Here is a 20,385-nt window from a genome sequence, read left to right as displayed (position 1 = left end):
AATAAGGAGGTCTTTTTTTATGATGAAAAAAATAATGACGATATTTCTTGCGGCGGGAATAGCTGTTTCCCTTACGGCCTGCGGAGGATTGGGAAATGTGGATGCCAGGGAAAACGGAAGCGCTGTGTCAGGCGCAGACGGCGGCGAGGGATTGAACGCAGATGGTACCGGGGAGGATGGAGCAGGAGAAAGTGGCGGATCGGGAGGCGGGACTTCCGCACAGGCGGACGGCGGTGCATGGTCCGAAGGAGGCCTGCGGCCCCTTGGGGGGTTTAACAGGGATGGCTGCAATACGGAGGACGGCTATTATTATCTGTGTGCTCACCCGGAGAAGCTTTCAGACGGAAATTATGGATCTCATATGATGTACATGGATTTTGCCTCCCAGCAGGAAGTATATCTGTGCAGCAATGCGGGATGCAGCCATGATACGGCGGAGTGCTCTTCTGTCTTTTTATATGATGAATTTCCCAGTTACACCACACTTTTGTTCGTGCATGGAAACCAGCTGTATCTGCTGAGCAAGTACAATGACTATGATGGTTCCGCGTTCTCCGGTATGAGCTATGATGTGGAGGATAGCGGAGCGACTCTGGGATTTGCAGGGGAAGACAAAACGACAGTCCTGTATCGGACTAATCTGGACGGGACGAATCGGGAAAAAGTACATACCTTTACTTCGGGGGTGATGCTGGAGGATTTTGTGCTGGGAGATGAAAACGGAATCTATGTGGCGACGAAGAAGATAACGGCTGAAAAAAGCGGTGCGGATACTTATTACAATTCCTCGGAGCGCAGGCTGGTCTATCTGGATCTGGAGAAAATGGAAGAGAGAGAAATCTGCTCCATGGATTTCCAGGACTCTTTTTTCTGGGAGGTGGAGGGATGCTATGCGGATAAGCTTATATTAAATGGGACGGATTACGGCAGAGAGGTGTCCTCTGAGGAGTTGTTTGACGAAGATGAAGACAAATATAAAGAACTGTACAATAATTCTGAAGAAGCGTATGCCACGCTTGACCTGAACAGCGGACAGCTGAACCGGGTATACAGCATAAGCAACAGGGAAATGAATTCTGCAGTGGCGGACGGCGGGGTGCTGTATGTATCCTCTGAGATCGACAACAGTGTAAAGGCCGTGGATCTGGATACCGGTGAAGAGCGTATCCTGTGCAGCGGGATGGACCAATATTATTATCTCTGTGACATAATCGGCAGTAAGATTCGCTGTGAAGACGAAGCTTTTAACAAGACATTTTTCTATCTGGATGTGAACACAGGAGAGCTCAGTCATTCTTCTCTGGTGAACAAAAGTCTGGGCTGGCAGCTGGATTTTCGGGCTGTGACAGGTTCAGATGTACTGGTAATTTATGATTATGATGCAACGCCGAACGGAGACGGTTCCTATGAACTTAACGGTTATCAGTATGGGTTGATTTCTCAGGAGGACCTTTTTGCCGGCAGAGAAAATTATCGGACAATCCATATGATAAAGGAGGGGTGGTAACAGGTGCTGGAACTTCGTGAGATTACGAAAAAATATAAGGATAAGACTGCACTGGAACAGGTGACACTCACGTTGGGGAAAGGGATTTACGGACTGCTGGGTCCTAACGGAGCAGGCAAATCCACCCTGATGAATATCATTACCGGAAATGTCCGGCCCACGGGGGGTGCAGTCTGCTGGCAGGGAAAGGAAATCAGAGCACAGGGCGCAGCCTACAGAAGTATTCTGGGGTATGCGCCTCAGCAACAGGGACTGTATGACAATTTTACAGCTGTGCGTTTTCTCTCCTATATGGCCACACTGAAGGGAATTTCCCGGAAAGAGCAGTCTGGGGAGATAGAGCGTGTCCTGGATTTTGTCAATCTGACAGATGTCAGGAATCGCTTTATCGGAACTTATTCCGGCGGCATGAAGCAGCGCATGTTGATTGCGCAGGCGGTCCTGGGCAAGCCGGAGCTGATTGTACTGGATGAGCCCACGGCGGGACTGGATCCGAAGGAGAGAGTGAGAATCCGGGAGCGGATTCGGGCACTTTCCGGGGAGCGGATCATTCTGGTATCCACCCATGTAGTGTCAGATATTGAGACCATAGCAGGAGAAATTATTCTGCTCAGAGAGGGGAAAGTCGTGGACCGGGATTCGGTGGAAAAGCTTTGTGAGAAACACGGCGGTGCTGGAGGGCTGGAAGAGGTTTATATGCGGGTATTCGGGGAGGAGGAGAGGGATGCTTCGGCTGACGGGATTTGAACTGAGACGGATATGGTGCAGAAGGAGCTTCCTCCTGGGATTTGGCGCATTGCTTGTCTTAAATGTGTTCCTGCTGTGGTATGCGAATCTGCCGGGGGAAGAAAAGCCGGGATTGTCTTCTTATAAGACAGCACAGAGAGAAATTGCCGGGATGTCAGAATCAGAAAAAGGAGAATGGATACTCGAGCGAAAGGAAACCATGGATGGAGTGAGCCTGGTCCAGGAGGTTCTCATGCTGCGGGCGGGAGACCATGAGATGGGAGAAATGTTCGCCGAACAGGCCTTGGAAGCGGCGCCCGGAGTTTTTGAGAGATATTATGATACTTATCAGAATGGGACATATCTGGAATGGACGGACTCCTTCTGGCAGGAAAAGGCATTGACAGACGAGCTGTATGAAGAGTGGGTAAAAACTGCCGGATACGGAGATTATCTCCGGTCCGTACAGGAGAATCAGGCGATTCTGGGGGGAATCGGAATCTTTGCCGGAGAAGGGGAGGAGTCTTTTTCCTCCCGGAATATCCGTAAGAGTGCCGCGGACTATGAGAAATTAACTCCGGAGGGAATTTCCTGGATACCAGACAGGGCCATTACCCATTCCATGGAAAATACGGAGACGGACCTTATCATGCTGCTTTCGGTGTTCTTTTTTGTGGGTTATCTGATTCTGGAGGAGAAAAGGAAAGGTCTTTTTTTCATCACGAGAAGTACCAAAGGGGGGATTTGCCGGAATATAGGGGCAAAGCTGACCGCGCTTTGGGTGCATTGTATGATGACAGCTTTTGTGCTGTACGGAGCCAATCTCCTTTACTTTGGCATGGCAGTTGGCTTCGGAGATCTGAATGCGCCGCTGCAGTCTGTGGCTGCTTACAGAGAGAGCAGTCTGCCTGTGAGTATCCTGGAATATATTCAGATGTCAATTCTCACGAAGGGATTTGTACTGTTTGGATTTGGCACTGTGATGACAGCATTTTCGGTCATGGCTGTGAGACAGGTTCTGCCCTATACAGCAGGCATGCTGATTGTGGGTGTCAGTTATCTCCTCTGTCTGATAATCCCGGCGGTTTCGGATTACAATCCGCTGAAATACATGAATCTGACAGGGCTTCTGAAGACGGAACAACTGTATGGCGGGTATCTGAACTTCAACTGGTTTGGAAAGCCGATATCCCGCATGAGTTTTGCCTGGATGACGATATTTATCCTGACGGCGGCGGGCATTGCAGCCGGTATCTGCCTTTTCATCAGGGGAGAAAATTTTGTGTTGAAGGAACGGCGCTTTCTGTCACTTTGGCCATTTCGGCTTCATGATGGTCTGCTGCGGCATGAAGGGTATAAGATTCTGATGGGAAACAGGGCGGCAATCGTTCTTCTGGCATTTGGGATTCTGATTGGATGGAGAGAGCTTGGAGGGAAGATTCCCATTGGCGGACAGGAGCAGTATTATCAGGATATTATGCTGACTCTTGAGGGTGAGATAAATTCTGAAAAGGAAGAACTGATCCTGGCGGAAGAAGCCAGATACCGGCAGGCCTTTGAACAGATAGAGAAGATAGAACAGGGGGTGGCTTCAGGGGAACTCAGTGAAAACGCGGGAGAGAGCATGAAGACAAAATGGTATGCCGTGACAGCCTTCTATCCAGCCTTCTCACGTGTCTGGAGGCAATACCAGTATATAACGGAAAACGGAGGAAGGTTTCTCTATGATACGGGATATCTGTATCTGCTGGGACAGAAGAACAATCCCTTTCCTGTCAATCTGCTTCTGCTTGTCTGCGGTATTGTCATGGCCTTCGGCAATGGAATGTCCATGGAGAACCTTGCGGGCGCCTGGAATCTGCTGGGCGCCACGAGACGGGGAAAGCGCAGCATTATCATCGGTAAGACAGTGGTCTGTGTGACGGCGTCCGCAATTTTTGCACTGGTGCCCTTTGCAGGCAGATGCTGCAGTGTCTGCAGCGCATTTCCCATGCATGGACTGACTTTTTCCTCAGGGGATATTCCTTATTGCCGCCAGTTCGGACTGCCGCTGCCGGTGTGGGGATTTCTCGCGCTCCACATTTTGACGCAGATGCTGACATTGACTGTAGTTGCCATTGGTGTTCTGTTGATTTCTTACTGGCGGAAGGATCCGGTACAGACATGGCTTTTTGGTGTGCTGCTGTTTGCGGTTCCACTGGTGTTTAAGCTGCTTGGCTTTTCCGCGGCGGAAGCTTTTTCTCTGTATCCATTCTATGCATGGACAGGGGCGTGACCACCACGTAAATTAAGAATGAAATGTGTTCTCTTCTTGAAATCTCCCCTGTGTCTGTGGTAAACTGGCTTTATATGCAGGGTATATCTTTACTTTTGCCAGGCAGACAAACTGAAGGCAGGAGAGTTCAGAGAGAAAGAGGGGGACACTGTGGAAAACGGAAGAGAAGAAGGAATCAACGTACCGGAGGATATAAAAGTAAAGTCCCTGTACAAGGCGGTCCGGCTGTTGTTCTATTTTACAGAGGAGGACAGGGAGCTGGGGATTACGGAACTGGCGCAGAAAAGCGGGCTGCTGAAAAGCTCCATTTACAACATGCTTTCCACCTATGAGGCCTGCGGTCTGGTGAAACGGAATCCCTATACCAATAAATATTGCCTGGGTGTGCGGGTCCTGGAGCTGAGCAATCAGTTCTACCGAAATAACGACATCCGGCAGATTGCAAGACCGCATATGAACGAGATTGCCAATCTGACGGGAGAGACTGTGTACCTGGCGGTGCTGAACGGGACAGAGGTTATCTATCTGGACGGTGCTTTTCCGGACTTCTCCACTGGGGGAAGGAATATGACAGGACTGAAGGCGCCGCTTTACTGCACGGGAATTGGTAAGGCGCTGCTGGCCTATGAAAGCTCTGAGAAGGTGGATGAGGTCATCGGGGAAGGGCTGTATTCTTTCACGAAAAATACCATTACAGACGGCGATTCCCTGAAAGAAGAACTGAATGCCGTGCGGGAGCGCGGGTATTCCACAGACAACATGGAACATGAATATGGAATCAAGTGTGTGGCGATTCCCATCCGGAACGGCGAGGATCGGGTGGTGGCGGCCTGCAGCGTGACGGGGCCTTCCCCCCGATTTACGGAGAAACGAATCGCCGAGCTGGCAGAGATTTTGAAAAACCATGCGGCCGAGCTGAAGAAGATGCTGTGAGAGAATCATAAAGAAAAGATTTCAGAGAGCAAATCCATTTTGAACATTCTGCACATAGTAGGTGCAGAATTTCAAGGTGAATTTGCTCTTTTTTTATCTGTCAAAAGATATGGATTAAGAATTCTGATAAATTCTCTGCAAACTTTGTTGACAATGATCATGAAAAGGGATATAATACACATATCATTAATGATGAATAATGTTCATTATTAATGAAAAACAAAAAGACATGCTTTAACGATGTCCTATATCAGAGAAGCTGTCATGCAGACAGGGAGAAAGGGGAAGTTATGGATATAAAGAAATTCCCGGGAGGTGTCTGGCCGGTCATGCTGACGCCGTTTCGGCCGGACGGTGAAGTGGATTATGAAGGTTTGCGGAGGCTGACGGACTGGTACATAGAAAAAGGAAGCAAAGGACTGTTTGCAGTATGTCAGTCCAGCGAAATGTTTTTCCTGGAGATGGAGGAACGGCTGGAAATCGCCAGGGCAGTAGTAGAATGTGCGGCCGGCCGTGTACCTGTGATTGCCTGCGGCAACATTGCGGATAAAGAGGCCGAAAGGATTGAAGAGGCGAACCTTATGGCGCAGACCGGTGTGGACGCCGTGATATTGGTTACGAACAGCTTCGCTGAAGCGGAGGAAGGCGATGCAGTGTGGATGGAGCGCTGTGAGAGATTTCTGAAAGAGATCAGGGAAGATATCCCCCTGGGATTCTATGAATGCCCCTACCCTTATAAAAGGCTGATCTCCCTGGACAATCTGAAAAAATGTGCCGAAACGGGAAGATTTTATTTTCTGAAGGATACCTGCTGTGACCTGCGGCTGATAAAACAGCGTCTGACAGCGGTGAATGGCACGAAGCTGAAGATTTACAATGCCAACAGCGCCACTCTTTTGGATTCTCTCCTGTGCGGGGTACACGGGTTCAGCGGAGTCATGGCAAATTTCCATACGGATTTGTACGCGTACCTGTGCAGCCATATGAAGGACGAAGGGATTCGCCTGCTGCAGGATTACCTGACTGTGGCCGCCTGGGCGGAATGTAAATATTATCCTGCCAATGCGAAATATTTCCTTCAGAAATGTGAGAAACTTCCTGTTGATGTATATTGCAGGAAGCTGGACGGTAAAGATATGAATGATACACTGCGGAGCGAAATGGAAATGTTCTGCGAACTTACCGGAATGGTAAAAGCGCATTATGGACTGTAGGGCGAGAAAGACAGATGGAGGGTTTCCTGTATGAGCAAAAATGAGGGTACGACAGTAAAGCCGTATAAAATGACGGGGAAGCAGAGATGGAAACAGATTAAGAGGAACAAGTATCTTTGGATTCTTATGATACTGCCGCTGGCGTATTATATTATTTTCTGTTACGGTCCCATGTACGGCGTATTGATTGCATTCAAGAATTACAAGATCATGGACGGCGTGTGGGGAAGCAAATGGGTGGGGCTTAAATGGTTTGCGAAATTCCTGCCGGATCCCTACTTCTGGAAGCTGGTGCGCAATACACTGCTGCTGAATTTCTACGGGCTGCTGTGGGGCTTCCCGATTCCCATTATCCTGGCGCTGATGCTCAACGAAGTAACCCATTCCAGATTTAAAAGAGTGATACAGAGCGTGAGCTATCTGCCGCATTTCATTTCTACAGTGGTGGTCTGCGGTATGGTGACCAATTTTCTGTCCCTGGACGGCATTATCAATCAGGTCATTGGCGCGCTGGGATTTGAGAAGAAGGTATTTCTGATGTATCCGGAGTATTTCCGGACAATCTTTACAGCCACAGGTATCTGGCAGAGCTGCGGGTGGACTTCCATTATCTATCTGGCATCTCTGACAGCGGTAGACCAGGAGATTGTGGAGGCTGCCATGATAGACGGAGCCAACAGATGGCACAGGATCCGACATGTGACGCTGCCGGCTATTGCACCGACCATTTCCACCATGCTGATCATGCAGCTGGGCAAGCTGATGACCATCGGATATGAGAAGATTATACTTCTGTATAATGGATCCACTTACGAGACTGCGGACGTTATCTCCACCTATGTGTACCGCAGAGGTATTCTGAAAGCAGACTACAGCTATTCCACGGCAGTGGGGCTGTTCCAGTCTTTGGTAGGTCTGATTCTGCTGGTGGTATCAAATCAGATATCGAAGAAGCTCAGCGAGACCAGTCTCTGGTAGCTGATCGTGGAAAGGCGTGGTGATTAAGATGAAAAGACAAAAAATTGTGAGCAGAAAACCGCAGAGTGCGGGAAGCAGGGCTTTTGATGTTATCAATTGTATTCTGCTGGCTGTCATAGGTTTCATTATGTTCTATCCCATGTACTATGTATTGATTGTCTCTATGAGCTCGGCGGTGAACATTGCTCAGGGCAATGTCGCATTTATACCAAGGGGGATCAACTTTGCCGCCTATGAGAGGGTATTTCACACGGCTACCATCTGGACAGGCTATAAGAATACCCTTGTGTACACGGTGCTGGGCACACTGATCAACGTGGCTCTCACAGCCATGTGTGCCTATCCGCTGTCCCGGAAGGACTTCTACGGCAGAGGCCCTCTGACTGTGTTTGTGACGCTTACCATGTTCATCAGCGGAGGTATGATTCCCCTGTACCTGGTGGTCAACAACCTCAGGCTGCTGAATACCATGTGGGCCGTGCTGTTGCCCAGTGCTGTCAGCACTTACAATATGATCGTAATGAGGACTTCTTTCAGTTCCATACCGGATTCCCTTGTGGAGTCGGCCTATCTGGACGGAGCAAATGACATCCAGATACTGGGGCGGATTGTACTGCCGCTGTCGAAGCCAATCATCGCCACTATGGTGCTGTTCTACGCGGTGAGTCACTGGAACAGTTATTTCCCGGCGTTGCTGTACTTAAACGACCAGAAGAAATATCCCGTCCAGGTCATTATGCGCAGTATTATCATCGAGGGAGATGTGGCAGCCGAGACCACCGGGAGCATCAATGTGATTGCCACCAATTACAAATATGCGGTTATCATTATATCGGTAATCCCGATTCTGATGGTATATCCGTTCCTTCAGAAGTATTTTACGAAGGGTGTCATGGTAGGCGCTGTAAAGGGGTAACTCATTATAAATGCATTATATCATTTCAAATCAGAGAAGGAGGATTTAAATGAAGAAGAAAGCAGTAACTCAGAAATTGGCCGCTATGGTCATGACGACAGTTCTGGCGGCGACGACTCTGGCAGGCTGCGGAAACGATGGGGGGGAGAGTTCCTCCCAGGAGTCATCCGGCGCACAGGCAAATTCAGGTTCCTCTGAAAACGATTCTGAAGCGTCTGCAGAGAACGGGGGACAAAACGATGAGAACCCTTCCTGGATTGCAGACGAGCCAATTACGGTATCCGTCATGCTGTCGGACAACAGCCAGCAGCCCAAGAGACAGGATGCTCCCGCTCATGAGGAGATTTTCAGGAAAACCAACATTCAGCTGGAATTCCAGATTGTGCCTGCCGCCAGCTATGAAGAGAAGCAGAGTGTGGTGCTGGGAACCAATAACTTCCCGGACGTTATCTATCTGCAGAACGGAACCAAGGATATCGTCCAATATGGTACCTCCGGCATTTTCGAGCCGCTGATGCAGTATGTGAACGAGGAGACCATGCCTAACTTCTACAAATTCTGGCAGCAGTATCCGGATATGAAGAAATATCTGCTGGAGGGAGAGCTTTACGCATTCCCTGTGGTGGCGAGAGATGAGTCCGCGGCAGGCTTTGGTCCTGTGATCCGCATGGACCTTCTGGAGAAACATGACATTCCGATTCCCCAGACCTTTGACGAGCTGCTGGAGGCGCTGGCAAAGCTCCATGAGATTTACCCGGATACCATTCCCTGGACCGGAAGAAAAGGAACCCCCCAGCTGCTTGCAACCACTGCCTATATGCTGGGATCCGGAATGGGCGGCAGAACCGATGGTATGTATTATGATTTTGACGAGAAGAAATACATCTTCGGACCTGCCTCCGAGAATTTCAAGGAAGTGTTGGGCTATCTGAACAAGGCTTATGAGATGGGTGTGCTGGATCCCGAATTTGCCACTACCACTGACGAGCAGATGGATTCCAAGCTCAGCAGCGGCAAGTCCCTGTTCTATCTGGACAACAGCGGTTTTGGAGCAAACTATACGGCAAAGCTGAATCAGATTGAAGGTTATGAGGATGCCCGATTCCAGGTACTGCCCATCCCCGAGAACAGTTTTGGTGACAGACGTGCAGTGGCCTATGCGGCTGACCTGCCCGGGAGATTCTATGCGATCAATGCTTCTGCGGATAATAAGGAAGAAATCATTAAACTGATCGACTGGCTGTATTCCAAAGAAGGCTCCGATATCACCAACTATGGTGTGGAGGGCGTATCCTTCGAGTACGGAGAGGACGGAGAACCTCATTTCATCGAAGATTATGTTATGCAGTTCAAGGGAGCGGAGCCGTCTGACTATTATGCAGTGTTCGCTGACCAGGGTATCACCAAGCTGGATTTCTGCTTCTGGGCTGGAAACACAAGGATGGGATCGGAGATTCAGAAGATAACGGGAAGCTGGACGGATCTCACAGATGAGTACTGGGAAATCATCAACAATGATTCTGCTTATGTACAGCCCCATATCAATCCTTCCCTGACGGAGGAAGAGGCGGAGACTGTGCAGGATATTCTGGCAGAGGTCAATACCATTCTGGAGCCTGAGTACAATAAGTACATCATGGGGACGGAGCCTGTGGATAACTGGGACAGTGTCATCAAAAAATGCGAGGATGCCGGTGTCCGTCAGATCGAAGAGATTTACAATGCCGCGGAGGCCAGAGCCAACGCGCAGTAAAACAATATGTCTGGAATACAGTACCCCCGGCGGCAGGGAATTTCCTTTTGCCGGCCGGGGGTATTGCCCATAAATGTGGGAAAGCGTAAGGACGATATCAGGATTTCAAAGATATGCACTTTCATGACCGGAATAGAATGAGGAAGGATAACAGGTGGAGCTATGAGAATAAAAAACAGAATAAAAGAACTGATTGCAGGAGAGGAGAGGGCTTTTGACAGCGCCCATGCCTCTACTTTGGTACAGGCGGAGGACGGAACTGTCATTGCCGCCTGGTTCGGCGGCAGCTGGGAGAAGGCTCCTGATGTGGCCATCTGGCTGTCGCGCAGAGTACATGACAAATGGGAGACGCCGAGAGTCGTGGCGGATGTGAGAGGGGTGGCCACGTGGAATCCTGTCCTTTTCCGGAAAGAAGACGGAACCATTGTGCTGTTCTATAAAGCAGGAGAGATTATTCCCACCTGGAAGACATGGTACGTGGAAAGTCGGGATAACGGTGTTACCTTTTCGGAGCCGAAGGAACTGGTGCCCGGAGATGAGCAGGGGGGCAGGGGCCCTGTAAAGAATAAGCCCATTCGTCTGGCAGACGGCTCAGTGCTGGCACCTGCCTCTCTGGAGGGAGAAGTCTGGGATGCCTTTGTGGATATTTCCCGGGATGACTGTGCCACCTGGGAGATGAGCTCCATGGTGCCCCTCAGACGTGCGGGTATTGATGTCCGTGCCATGAATCGACCTTATGATAAGCACCATGTGTATGGGAAAGGCGTGATTCAGCCAACGCTGTGGCAGGATGACACAGGGGAAGTGCATATGTTTCTGCGCAGCACATCCTCCCGCATCTTCCGCAGTGATTCTGTAGACGGGGGACGCACCTGGTGTACAGCCTATGACACGGGGCTGCCCAATAATAACAGCGGGCTTGATCTGGTAAAGATGGGGAACGGGAATCTGGTACTGGTATATAATCCCAGAGAAAATTACCCGGGAATGTTCAAGGGCTCCCGAACGCCTCTGTCTGTGGCAGTGTCACGGGACAACGGAGTAACTTTTGAACATCTGACGGACCTGGAGACTGCCCAGGGGAATTTCTGCTACCCTTCCGTAATCTGCGGTGCCAATCAGGAAATCATGATAACATATACCTGGGACAGACAGACCGTTGCGTACTGCCAGCTGGAGATAGAATAAAGAGGATCTGAAGGATATTGGGGTGACAGACATGCGGAAAGAACTGAGAGAGAAACTGAGAAATCCGGATGCATATTACCGCTCGCTTCCGTTCTGGGCATGGAACGGGAAATTGGATCCGGAAGAACTTGTCAGGCAGGTACGTCTGATGCAGGAAGCAGGTGTAGGGGGATTTTTCATTCATTCCAGAGATGGGCTGGAGACGGAATACCTGGGTACGGAATGGATGGAATGTGTGAAGGCCGTGGTGGCGGAGGCCAAAAAGCTGGGGATGTACGCCTGGCTGTATGACGAAGACCGCTGGCCTTCCGGGACGGCAGGAGGAAGGGTTCCTGCCGGGGGAGATGCGTATCGCTGTAAGGGACTGACACTTGAAGTGCTGGGCACATCCGAATATTCCCGTCTGTACGAAGAAGAGATCCGGGGGCGGAGCAGCTTTTCAGACGACCGAAACGGTGTTCTGGCAGCTTATGCCGCCCGGGTAAACGGAGATGAAATCTTTTCCTGCAGAAGGATTTCCATGCAGGAGAAAGAAGCGTTTACCGGTCACGAGGTACTGCTGGCGGTCAGGCTGGAGGTATCGGCGCCAAGTGAATGGTTCAATCATGAGGCTCCTCCTGACAATCTGAATCCGGATTGTGTGAAAAGGTTTCTGGAGGAGACACATGAGAAATACAGGGCAGTGATAGGGGAAGAATTTGGGAAGACTGTTCCCGGAATCTTTACCGATGAACCGAGCCTTCATGACAGACATGCCTTTTTCGGAGAGAAACGCAGCTGGATTCCGTGGACTTATGGTTATGGGGCATATTTCAGAACCATTACAGGGTATGATTTCCTTGATGTATTGCCCTGGCTGTACTTTAACGGGGAAAAATCCGAACAGGTCAGAAGAGATTACTGGGGCAGTATAACAAAAAGATACAGTGAGTCTTATTTCAGAACCATCGGAGAATGGTGTGAGAAAAATAATCTCCTTTTTACGGGACATTTTCTGCAGGAGGACAAAATGGGACTTGCCGTCAGAGTAAACGGTGCTGTCATGCCCCATTATCGTTATCAGCATGTGCCCGGAATTGATTTGCTCTGTGAGCAGACAGAAGAATACCTGACGGTAAAGCAATGCACAAGCGTGGCCAGGCAGCTGGGGAAGAAGCAGGTGCTGACGGAGACCTATGGCTGTACCGGATGGGAGTTCACCTTCGAAGGCCAGAAATGGATAGGAGACTGGCAGTATGTGCTGGGAGTGAATCGCCGTTGTCAGCACCTTGCTCTCTACAGCCTGAGGGGATGTCGGAAGCGGGACTACCCGCCTTCTTTTAACTACAATACGAACTGGTGGAACAAGAACCGACACACAGAGGACTATTTTGCAAGGCTTTCCGTTCTTCTGGAGCAGGGAGAAGCTCTGCGGGAGATTCTGCTGCTTCATCCTGTGTCCACTGTGTGGGGAAAGCTGGGCTGCAGTCCCTACGGGAATCCCCTCAGAAGACAGGAGCGGGATGTTCCCGGGTTGAACCAATACGGGGAGTGCTTCAACGGGCTGATTGCATTTCTGGTGCGGAAGCATCTGGACTGTGATCTGGGTGATGAGATGCTGATCGGAGAATTCGGAGCTGCCCATAACGGCAGGTTCCGGGTGGGAGAGGCGTCTTATGGAGCAGTGGTATTGCCCTCCGGGATGGAAGTCCTGCTGCCTGAAACCGTGGAAAAGCTTATGGACTATATGGAACAGGGCGGGTATGTGTATGCAATGGAACCCTGTGTGACTCTGGAGAATCCACATTTTATCACTGTGAAGACAGAGGAAGAGCTGGCAGAGAAGCTGGAAAAATATCGTACCATCCATATTGAAAACGGGGAAGGGGCAGAATGCGCGGATGTGCTGTACCAGCTGCGGAAATCCGGGGATGGGTATGTGCTCTTCCTGGTGAATAACAACAGAGACAGGGCTGTGGATGCAAAAGTCGCTCTGCCCTTCTGTGCCGTTCCGGAAGAAGTTGATCTGGGCAGCGGAGAGGTATGTGAAACACCAATTTACCATAATGGGAGCAGCGGCGTAACTCTGTCTGTACATCTGGACAGGACGGGATCCGCAGCTTATCTGCTGAAACCCTGTCAGGTGAGGGAAACTGTTTTCCCGAAAGAGCTGCCTTACCGTCTGGACAGGCCCAATATTCTGACGCTTGACTTCTGTTGTTATCGGCTAGACGGAGAAAACTGGTCAGAAAAAATGGAGGTATGGCAGGCTCAGCAGCAAATCCGGGAACGACTGGGAATGCGCCGGATCCATTATAACGGTCTCGAGCAAAGATACAAATGGATTGGCAGAAATCATCCGGGAGACGGACATTTTCTGGAACTTACCTTTGAATTTGAAGCGGAGGAAGTGCCTGAAAATGCAGTTCTGGCAGTGGAGAGACTGGCTGATTTCCAGATTGTGTTAAACGGAAAACCGGCAGGAAACCGCACCCCGGATACCTGTGCATGGCTTCTTGACAGGGAATTTGAGACGATGCCGCTGTCCGGAATCCAAAGGGGGAGAAACCGGATTCTGCTGTCCTGTGATTACAGAAATGATATGGAGCTGGAGAACATTTATCTGGCGGGCCATTTCGGCGTATCTGGGGACAGGAAGCTGACTGCCCTGCCTCAAAAGCTGTGTATCGGAGACTGGACCAGGCAGGGATTGATACATTACTGCGGCAGTGTACATTATATGTTGGAATATGACTGTACCGGGAGGGAAGCGGAAATTCTTCTGGTTTTACCAAAGATAAAGGCTGTCTGTGTGGAAATCAGGATAAATGAAAAGCCATGTCCGCTGTGCTGGAATGGGGAAAGCGAATTGTCGGTGGGGAAATGGCTGAAGACCGGGAAGAATATCATTGAAATTGAAGTGGTGGGAAGCCCGAGGAACATGATGGGGCCTTTTCATCTGAAAGAAAAGCCGTACAATACCCATGATGCCAGTTTCTGTCCTCCTCCGGAGGCGTACTGCGAAGCGTATCTGCTGACACCCTGGGGAATCATGGGGGAAATACGGATGCTTGAGATTAAGGAGAGAGCAGATGAATAAGTATATTACCAATCATTACAGAGAAGGACAGAAACGTCCCAAACTCTGTACGGAGCAGTTTGTATTGTGGGAACCTGACGAGAAATGGAATTATGCGCATCACGCACAGATTATCTGGTTTAAAGGCCTTTATTATGTCATGTTCAGCAGCGGGCGCTGCAATGAAGACGACACGGGACAGCGGGTCATGTATACCGTTTCGGAGGACTATGAAAGCTGGAGTCAGCCGGAAGTACTGGTGGATTCCATGCCGGGAACCTATGCGGATGCGGTGTTGATTCCCGGGTGCTGGCATACAGACGGCAATACTCTGGTTGCCTATTATCTTTCCTTTGAATATACGGAAGACTGGCTGGCAGACGGCAACAGGAAGCCTGGAAGTAAGGGAAGAATGAACTGGAGAAAATATCAGATTACTTCCGCGGATGGAAGGCATTGGTCCGAACCGGCGGAGAGCGGAAATGCCGGCGGGAACCATACCCCTTACAGACTGCAGTCAGGAAGGCTTCTGTGTCCGGGGGGAACAGAACACGGCATTACAGATGATCCTGCCGGCATCGATGGCTGGAGAACTGTGCGCTGCTGTGAAGAGGGGTATCCGGGCAATCAGAATGCGGAGGACGGAGAGGGGACCACTGCGGCCGGCATTGTGAACGACCATACAGTGTACCTGTGTGAGGCTTCCTGTATTCAGCAGGAGGACGGTACCATCCGGATGCTGATGCGCAGCGGCACACCCTATCTGTGGGCGAGCACAAGCACAGATGACGGAGAAACCTGGACTTTGCCGGAGCCTACCCGTTTTACGGATAACCGGACGAAATTTGCATTTGGCCGGCTTCCCGGAGGAAAGTACTATTATGTGGGAACCCCGGATCCGTTTCCGCCCCGCACCAGACATGTGCTGGCGCTGTCTCTGTCCGGGAATGGAACAGATTACAATCAGCATTTTATTCTGGATGACAGACAATATAAAGGAAGATATACAGGTCTGGATAAAAACGGGATTTACGGATATCCCTCCGTTCTGGTCAGAGAAGGATATATGCATATTGTATTTTCGATTTGTAAGGAGACCATTGTAGCCATGCGGTTTCCCTGTGAGACTTTGTAGAGGAGAACGGATATTTCAGTCATAAAACAGAATATTAAGGGTGTCAAGAAAAAACACTTGACACCCTTTCCTTTCTGTAGTAAACTAAAGCGGTTCAGAAATCTGTCTGAATGGTTGTGCTGAGACAGCGGCGGTTGATAAAGTGATGGATAAAATATATGAACAGACAATGTTGTATGATTTCTATGGAGAATTACTGACAGAGCATCAGAGAAGCGTTTACGAAGACGCGCTGTATCGGGATATGTCTCTGGGAGAGATTGCGCAGGAGCGGGGAATCAGCAGACAGGGTGTACATGATCTGATCAGGCGCTGTGACAGAATTCTCCAGGAGTATGAGAATAAGCTGCATCTGGTGGAACGATTTGATCGGGCGAAGAAGACGGTGGCGGAGATAGAACAGCTCACAGGAGAAGCGGAGAGCCCGGGCGGTGGCGGATATGACCGTATGAAAGAGCAGCTGCAGGCTGTCAGGAGGCTGGCTCTGGAACTGCTGAAAGAATTTTAATCATTATTGAGAAGGAGTCGCAGGTGGCATTTGAGAATTTAACGGAAAAACTGCAGAATGTATTCAAAAATCTCAGAAGCAAGGGACGTCTGACGGAGGAGGATGTCAAGACTGCCTTAAAAGAAGTGAAGATGGCGCTTCTGGAGGCGGACGTCAACTTCCGCGTGGTGAAGCAGTTCGTCAAATCTGTGGAAGAACGGGCCATAGGCCAGGACGTGATGAATGGTCTGAATCCGGGCCAGATGGTGATCAAGATTGTCAACGAAGAGATGATTGCCCTTATGGGCAGTGAGACCACCGAGATTGTCATGCAGCCCGGCAAATCCATCACCGTAATCATGATGGCGGGTCTGCAGGGTGCCGGTAAGACCACGGCCACGGCGAAAATTGCCGGAAAGCTGAAGACCAAAGGGAAGAAATCCCTGCTTGTGGCCTGCGATATCTACAGGCCGGCCGCTATCGAGCAGCTGCAGATAAACGGCCGGAAGCAGGAGGTGGATGTGTTCTCCATGGGAACAGATCACAGGCCGCCGGAGATAGCCGCGGAAGCGGTGAAATACGCGGAGAAGAACGGTCACAATGTAGTGATTCTGGATACTGCCGGACGACTTCATATCGACGAAGACATGATGGCCGAGCTTCAGGAGATCAAAGCAGAAGTGTCCGTACACCAGACACTGCTGGTGGTGGATGCCATGACCGGTCAGGACGCCGTGAATGTGGCGAAGGAATTCGATGAAAAGGTGGGAATTGACGGCGTCATTCTGTCCAAGATGGACGGTGATACCAGAGGTGGTGCCGCGCTTTCCGTAAAGGCGGTCACAGGCAGGCCGATTCTGTACGTGAGTATGGGAGAGAAGCTGTCCGACATGGAACAGTTCTATCCTGACCGCATGGCGAACCGGATCCTGGGAATGGGAGATGTGCTTTCCCTGATTGAAAAGGCTCAGGAGAGTATCGACCTGGACGAGGAGAAGGGCCGGGAGATGGCGGGCCGTATGAAGAAGGGGAAGTTCGATTTCGAGGACTACCTGGAAAGCATGAAGCAGATGCGGAACATGGGCGGCTTGTCCAGTATTCTGAGTATGCTGCCCGGACTGGGCATCAAAGGGGCCGATTTGGACTCCATGATTGATGAAAAGCAGCTGAAGCATATGGAAGCCATTGTTCTTTCCATGACTAAGGAGGAGCGGAGGAATCCGAAGCTTTTAAATCCCCGGAGAAAGCACCGCATCGCAAAGGGAGCCGGAGTGGATATCGCAGTGGTCAATCGCTTTATCAAACAGTTTGAACAGAGCCAGAAGATGATGAAACAGTTCGGCGGAGGCAAAAAAGGCAGGGGAATGCTGGGAGGATTTCCGGGAATGGGAGGCGGCAGATTTCCCTTTTAGACCTGCTGTATATCAGGGTGAACATGGAGCCATGGCTCCTTTTCATAAACAAATTAAAACACGCGAAAGGCCGTAAGACGGCAGAAAGAGGTAAAGAAATGGCAGTAAAGATCAGATTGAGAAGAATGGGACAGAAGAAAGCTCCTTTTTACAGAATTATCGTGGCTGACTCCCGTTCTCCCAGAGACGGAAAATTTATCGAGGAGATTGGTACTTATGATCCCAGCACTGATCCCAGCACGTTTAAAATCAACGAGGAGCTGGCTAAAAAGTGGCTGGCTAACGGCGCACAGCCCACGGAAGTGGTTGGTAAGCTTTTCAAGGCTGCCGGAATCGAGAAATAAAAATTTCATTCTTGGAGGTGGCTTATGAAGGAATTGGTGGAAGTTATCGCAAAAGCGCTGGTTGACAACCCGGATGAAGTCGTTGTGACGGAAAAAGAGGAGGGCAGAAGCACGCTGATCGAGCTTCATGTGGCGCCTTCCGATATGGGTAAGGTTATCGGCAAACAGGGCAGAATTGCGAAAGCAATTCGTTCTGTGGCAAAAGCGGCGGCATCCAGGGACAAGAAGAACGTGGATGTGGAGATTATGTAGTGATGGCTGGGAGGAACCTGTGGTTCCTCCTTCCTTTTATCAGCCAGCAGTGAGAGGAAAACGATGGAAGAATATTTTCAGATCGGCATTATCGCTTCTACTCATGGTCTGCGGGGTGAGGTAAAGGTATACCCCACAACAGATGATGTAAAACGGTTCAGAGGGCTGAAAGAAGTGATTCTTGATCCTCATAAGACAAGAACAGTGAACAAAAGGGAGGCTTGTATTCCGGCAGCCGACCTGCGGAAATCCGATAAGGAAGAGAGCGGCAGAATTCTGCTTGAGATAGAAAGTGTCAAATTTTTCAAACAGTTTGCCATCCTGAAATTCAGAGGTATGGACCGGATCGAGGATGTGGAAAAGTACCGCAGCTGTCCGCTTCTGGTGCCCAGAAGCAATGCGGTGCGCTTGAAACGGGACGAATACTTTGTGGCTGACCTCATGGGGCTTACTGTGAGGGATGAAGATGGAACGGAGATTGGTGTCCTGAGAGAAGTGCTGGAGACAGGGGCCAATGACGTGTATGTCATTGGGATGAATGACGGAAGAGAATTACTGCTGCCCGCGATCAGACAGTGTGTTCTTGAAGTGAATGTGGAGGCCGGATATATCAGAATTCATATTCTGGAGGGACTGCTGTAGAGATGTAACAGTTCCGTGAGCGGTTCCAACTGCCGGGGGGAAACATACAGCCCGGACATGCGGGAATGCGGAGGCGGAGAACAGGAGAAAAAGTGAGATTTCATGTGTTGACTTTATTTCCGGAGATGATTGAGCAGGGACTGGGCCAGGGGATTCTCGGCAAAGCGGCGGCCAGGCAGCTTTTTACTCTGAATGTGGTGAACATCAGGGATTATACACAGGAGAGGCACGGAAAGGTGGATGACTACCCTTACGGGGGCGGGGCGGGAATGCTGATGCAGGCACAGCCTGTCTATGACGCCTTTGAAGCGGTGACAGCCGGAAGAAAAGTCAGAACCATTTATGTGACACCTCAGGGAGAACCCTTTACCCAGAGGAAAGCGCGGGAGCTTTCGGAAGAAGAGGAACTGCTTTTTCTGTGCGGCCATTATGAGGGCATAGATGAGCGGGTCCTGGAGGAAATCGTCACGGATTCCATTTCCATTGGAGATTATGTGCTGACCGGAGGAGAGCTTCCGGCCATGGTGATGATCGATGCAATCGCCAGGCTGCTGCCGGGTGTGCTGGGCAATGACTCTTCCGCGGAGGAGGAAAGCTTTCACTGTGACCTGCTGGAGTATCCACAATATTCACGGCCGGAAATATGGCATGGACAGAAAGTACCGGAGGTGCTTTTATCCGGAGATCACCGTAAGACAGCAGCGTGGCGTCTGGAACAGTCCGTGAGCCGCACCGCCGAAAGGCGCCCTGATTTATATGAGAAATATCGCAGGAAGCAGGAAATGATCAAAAGGCTTTCCTCGGAAAAGAGAAACAATATCCATATGATGGAATCGCTGGCCGCAGGCCGGGGAGAAATTCTGTATGCGGCAGATGTGGGTACTTCCGGGGAATGGGATATTCTGGTATATGACGGGGAAAGCAGAATCTGCATGATGATGGCTGCGGACGGGACGGCCGGTAAAGCGCTGGCGGAAAAAATCCCGGCGGATGCCCGGTGGATAGTGACATCCCAGCCTTTTATGAAGGAGATTCTGGAAAGAAGGGAATTCCCGGATTCCGGGCGGACATTCCCGGGGGATATAAAAGGGAAGTTCCATGAGATATCCCCATGCGTGCAGATGCTTTATACTCCGCGGGAGACGCTTTCGGTGCGGTACAGGGAAATCCGCAGACTCACCGAAAAGGATATCGCTTATGTATGCCTTCATTATCCTGAGAGGGAAGGCGGCGGAGAAGGCTATATCAGGGAACGGATTCGATCCGGCGCGCTGTACGGGGCATTTGCGGGAGAGCGCCTCATAGGTTTTGCGGGGGTGCACAGAGGCGGCAGCCTGGGGATGCTTTATGTGGAGGAAGCCCGGCGCAGAAGCGGAATCGGACAGTCGCTGGAGGCATACATGGTAAATCGGATGCTGGACAGAGGACGGACTCCGTATCTGTATGTGGACGAGAGAGACGCCGCAATGTACAGGCTGCAGGAGAAGCTGGGATTTTACAAAGCAGGAAAAAGTTTCCTGTGGCTGAAAAAAGTACTTGCAAATAGCATGGCCCTATGCTAAAAT

Annotated in this window: 17 protein-coding genes; all 17 read left to right on the top strand. The window is 50.4% G+C overall.

All coding sequences use genetic code 11. The annotated features are described in order from the left end of the window. Nucleotides 1-19 precede the first annotated feature (19 nt). The 17 genes from NSB25_RS06190 to trmD all read left to right on the top strand — a co-directional run bounded on the left by NSB25_RS06190 (nt 20) and on the right by trmD (nt 20,382). Nucleotides 20-1,507, top strand: a complete 1,488-nt coding sequence (locus NSB25_RS06190) for a hypothetical protein (RefSeq protein WP_103238625.1) — start codon at nt 20-22, stop codon at nt 1,505-1,507. Between the two features lie 3 nt (nt 1,508-1,510). Continuing rightward, a complete protein-coding gene (locus NSB25_RS06185) occupies nt 1,511-2,254 on the top strand; it encodes an ABC transporter ATP-binding protein (protein ID WP_103238626.1) in 744 nt (247 codons plus the stop codon). Beyond that, entirely contained in the window at nt 2,232-4,508 is a 2,277-nt protein-coding gene (locus tag NSB25_RS06180) for a hypothetical protein (RefSeq protein WP_103238627.1), read from the top strand. The genes NSB25_RS06185 and NSB25_RS06180 overlap by 23 nt, the downstream gene beginning before the upstream one ends. Before the next feature lie 150 nt (nt 4,509-4,658). Next, a complete protein-coding gene (locus tag NSB25_RS06175) occupies nt 4,659-5,441 on the top strand; it encodes an IclR family transcriptional regulator (RefSeq protein WP_207656142.1) in 783 nt (260 codons plus the stop codon). Nucleotides 5,442-5,731: 290 nt separating this feature from the next. Further along, nucleotides 5,732-6,655, top strand: coding sequence for a dihydrodipicolinate synthase family protein (locus NSB25_RS06170; protein ID WP_103238628.1), 924 nt, complete (start codon nt 5,732-5,734; stop codon nt 6,653-6,655). A 30-nt stretch (nt 6,656-6,685) separates the two neighbouring features. Continuing rightward, entirely contained in the window at nt 6,686-7,633 is a 948-nt protein-coding gene (locus NSB25_RS06165) for an ABC transporter permease (protein WP_103238629.1), read from the top strand. Nucleotides 7,634-7,661: 28 nt separating this feature from the next. Next, a complete protein-coding gene (locus NSB25_RS06160) occupies nt 7,662-8,549 on the top strand; it encodes a carbohydrate ABC transporter permease (protein ID WP_103238630.1) in 888 nt (295 codons plus the stop codon). 49 nt (nt 8,550-8,598) lie between these two features. Further along, on the top strand, nt 8,599-10,302 hold the full coding sequence (locus tag NSB25_RS06155; protein WP_103238631.1) for an extracellular solute-binding protein: 1,704 nt from the start codon (nt 8,599-8,601) through the stop codon (nt 10,300-10,302). Between the two features lie 162 nt (nt 10,303-10,464). Beyond that, the gene (locus tag NSB25_RS06150) at nt 10,465-11,490 is read left to right on the top strand and encodes a sialidase family protein (RefSeq protein ID WP_103238632.1); all 1,026 of its coding nucleotides are present in this window, start codon (nt 10,465-10,467) and stop codon (nt 11,488-11,490) included. Between the two features lie 31 nt (nt 11,491-11,521). Beyond that, nucleotides 11,522-14,569: a glycosyl hydrolase gene (locus NSB25_RS06145; RefSeq protein ID WP_146039988.1), complete on the top strand. Its 3,048-nt coding sequence runs from the start codon at nt 11,522-11,524 to the stop codon at nt 14,567-14,569. Next, nucleotides 14,562-15,683: an exo-alpha-sialidase gene (locus NSB25_RS06140; RefSeq protein ID WP_103238634.1), complete on the top strand. Its 1,122-nt coding sequence runs from the start codon at nt 14,562-14,564 to the stop codon at nt 15,681-15,683. The genes NSB25_RS06145 and NSB25_RS06140 overlap by 8 nt, the downstream gene beginning before the upstream one ends. Nucleotides 15,684-15,828: 145 nt before the next feature. Beyond that, complete coding sequence (ylxM, locus tag NSB25_RS06135) at nt 15,829-16,191, top strand: YlxM family DNA-binding protein (protein WP_103238635.1); 363 nt, start codon at nt 15,829-15,831, stop codon at nt 16,189-16,191. A 23-nt stretch (nt 16,192-16,214) separates the two neighbouring features. Beyond that, a complete protein-coding gene (gene ffh / locus NSB25_RS06130) occupies nt 16,215-17,582 on the top strand; it encodes a signal recognition particle protein (RefSeq protein ID WP_103238636.1) in 1,368 nt (455 codons plus the stop codon). A gap of 98 nt (nt 17,583-17,680) precedes the next feature. Continuing rightward, on the top strand, nt 17,681-17,926 hold the full coding sequence (gene rpsP / locus NSB25_RS06125) for a 30S ribosomal protein S16 (protein WP_103238716.1): 246 nt from the start codon (nt 17,681-17,683) through the stop codon (nt 17,924-17,926). A gap of 24 nt (nt 17,927-17,950) precedes the next feature. Continuing rightward, nucleotides 17,951-18,178 (top strand): KH domain-containing protein, encoded by a 228-nt coding sequence (locus NSB25_RS06120; protein ID WP_103238637.1) that lies wholly within the window; start codon nt 17,951-17,953, stop codon nt 18,176-18,178. 63 nt (nt 18,179-18,241) lie between these two features. Next, nucleotides 18,242-18,820: a ribosome maturation factor RimM gene (gene rimM, locus NSB25_RS06115; protein ID WP_103238638.1), complete on the top strand. Its 579-nt coding sequence runs from the start codon at nt 18,242-18,244 to the stop codon at nt 18,818-18,820. A gap of 92 nt (nt 18,821-18,912) precedes the next feature. Then, nucleotides 18,913-20,382, top strand: a complete 1,470-nt coding sequence (gene trmD / locus NSB25_RS29170; protein WP_103238639.1) for a tRNA (guanosine(37)-N1)-methyltransferase TrmD — start codon at nt 18,913-18,915, stop codon at nt 20,380-20,382. Nucleotides 20,383-20,385 lie beyond the last annotated feature (3 nt).

The sequence above is a fragment of the Acetatifactor muris genome (assembly GCF_024623325.1).
GTDB lineage: Bacteria > Bacillota > Clostridia > Lachnospirales > Lachnospiraceae > Acetatifactor > Acetatifactor muris.
The sequence above is the reverse complement of the archived record's forward strand: the minus strand, read 5'-3'. Positions and strand labels throughout refer to the sequence as shown.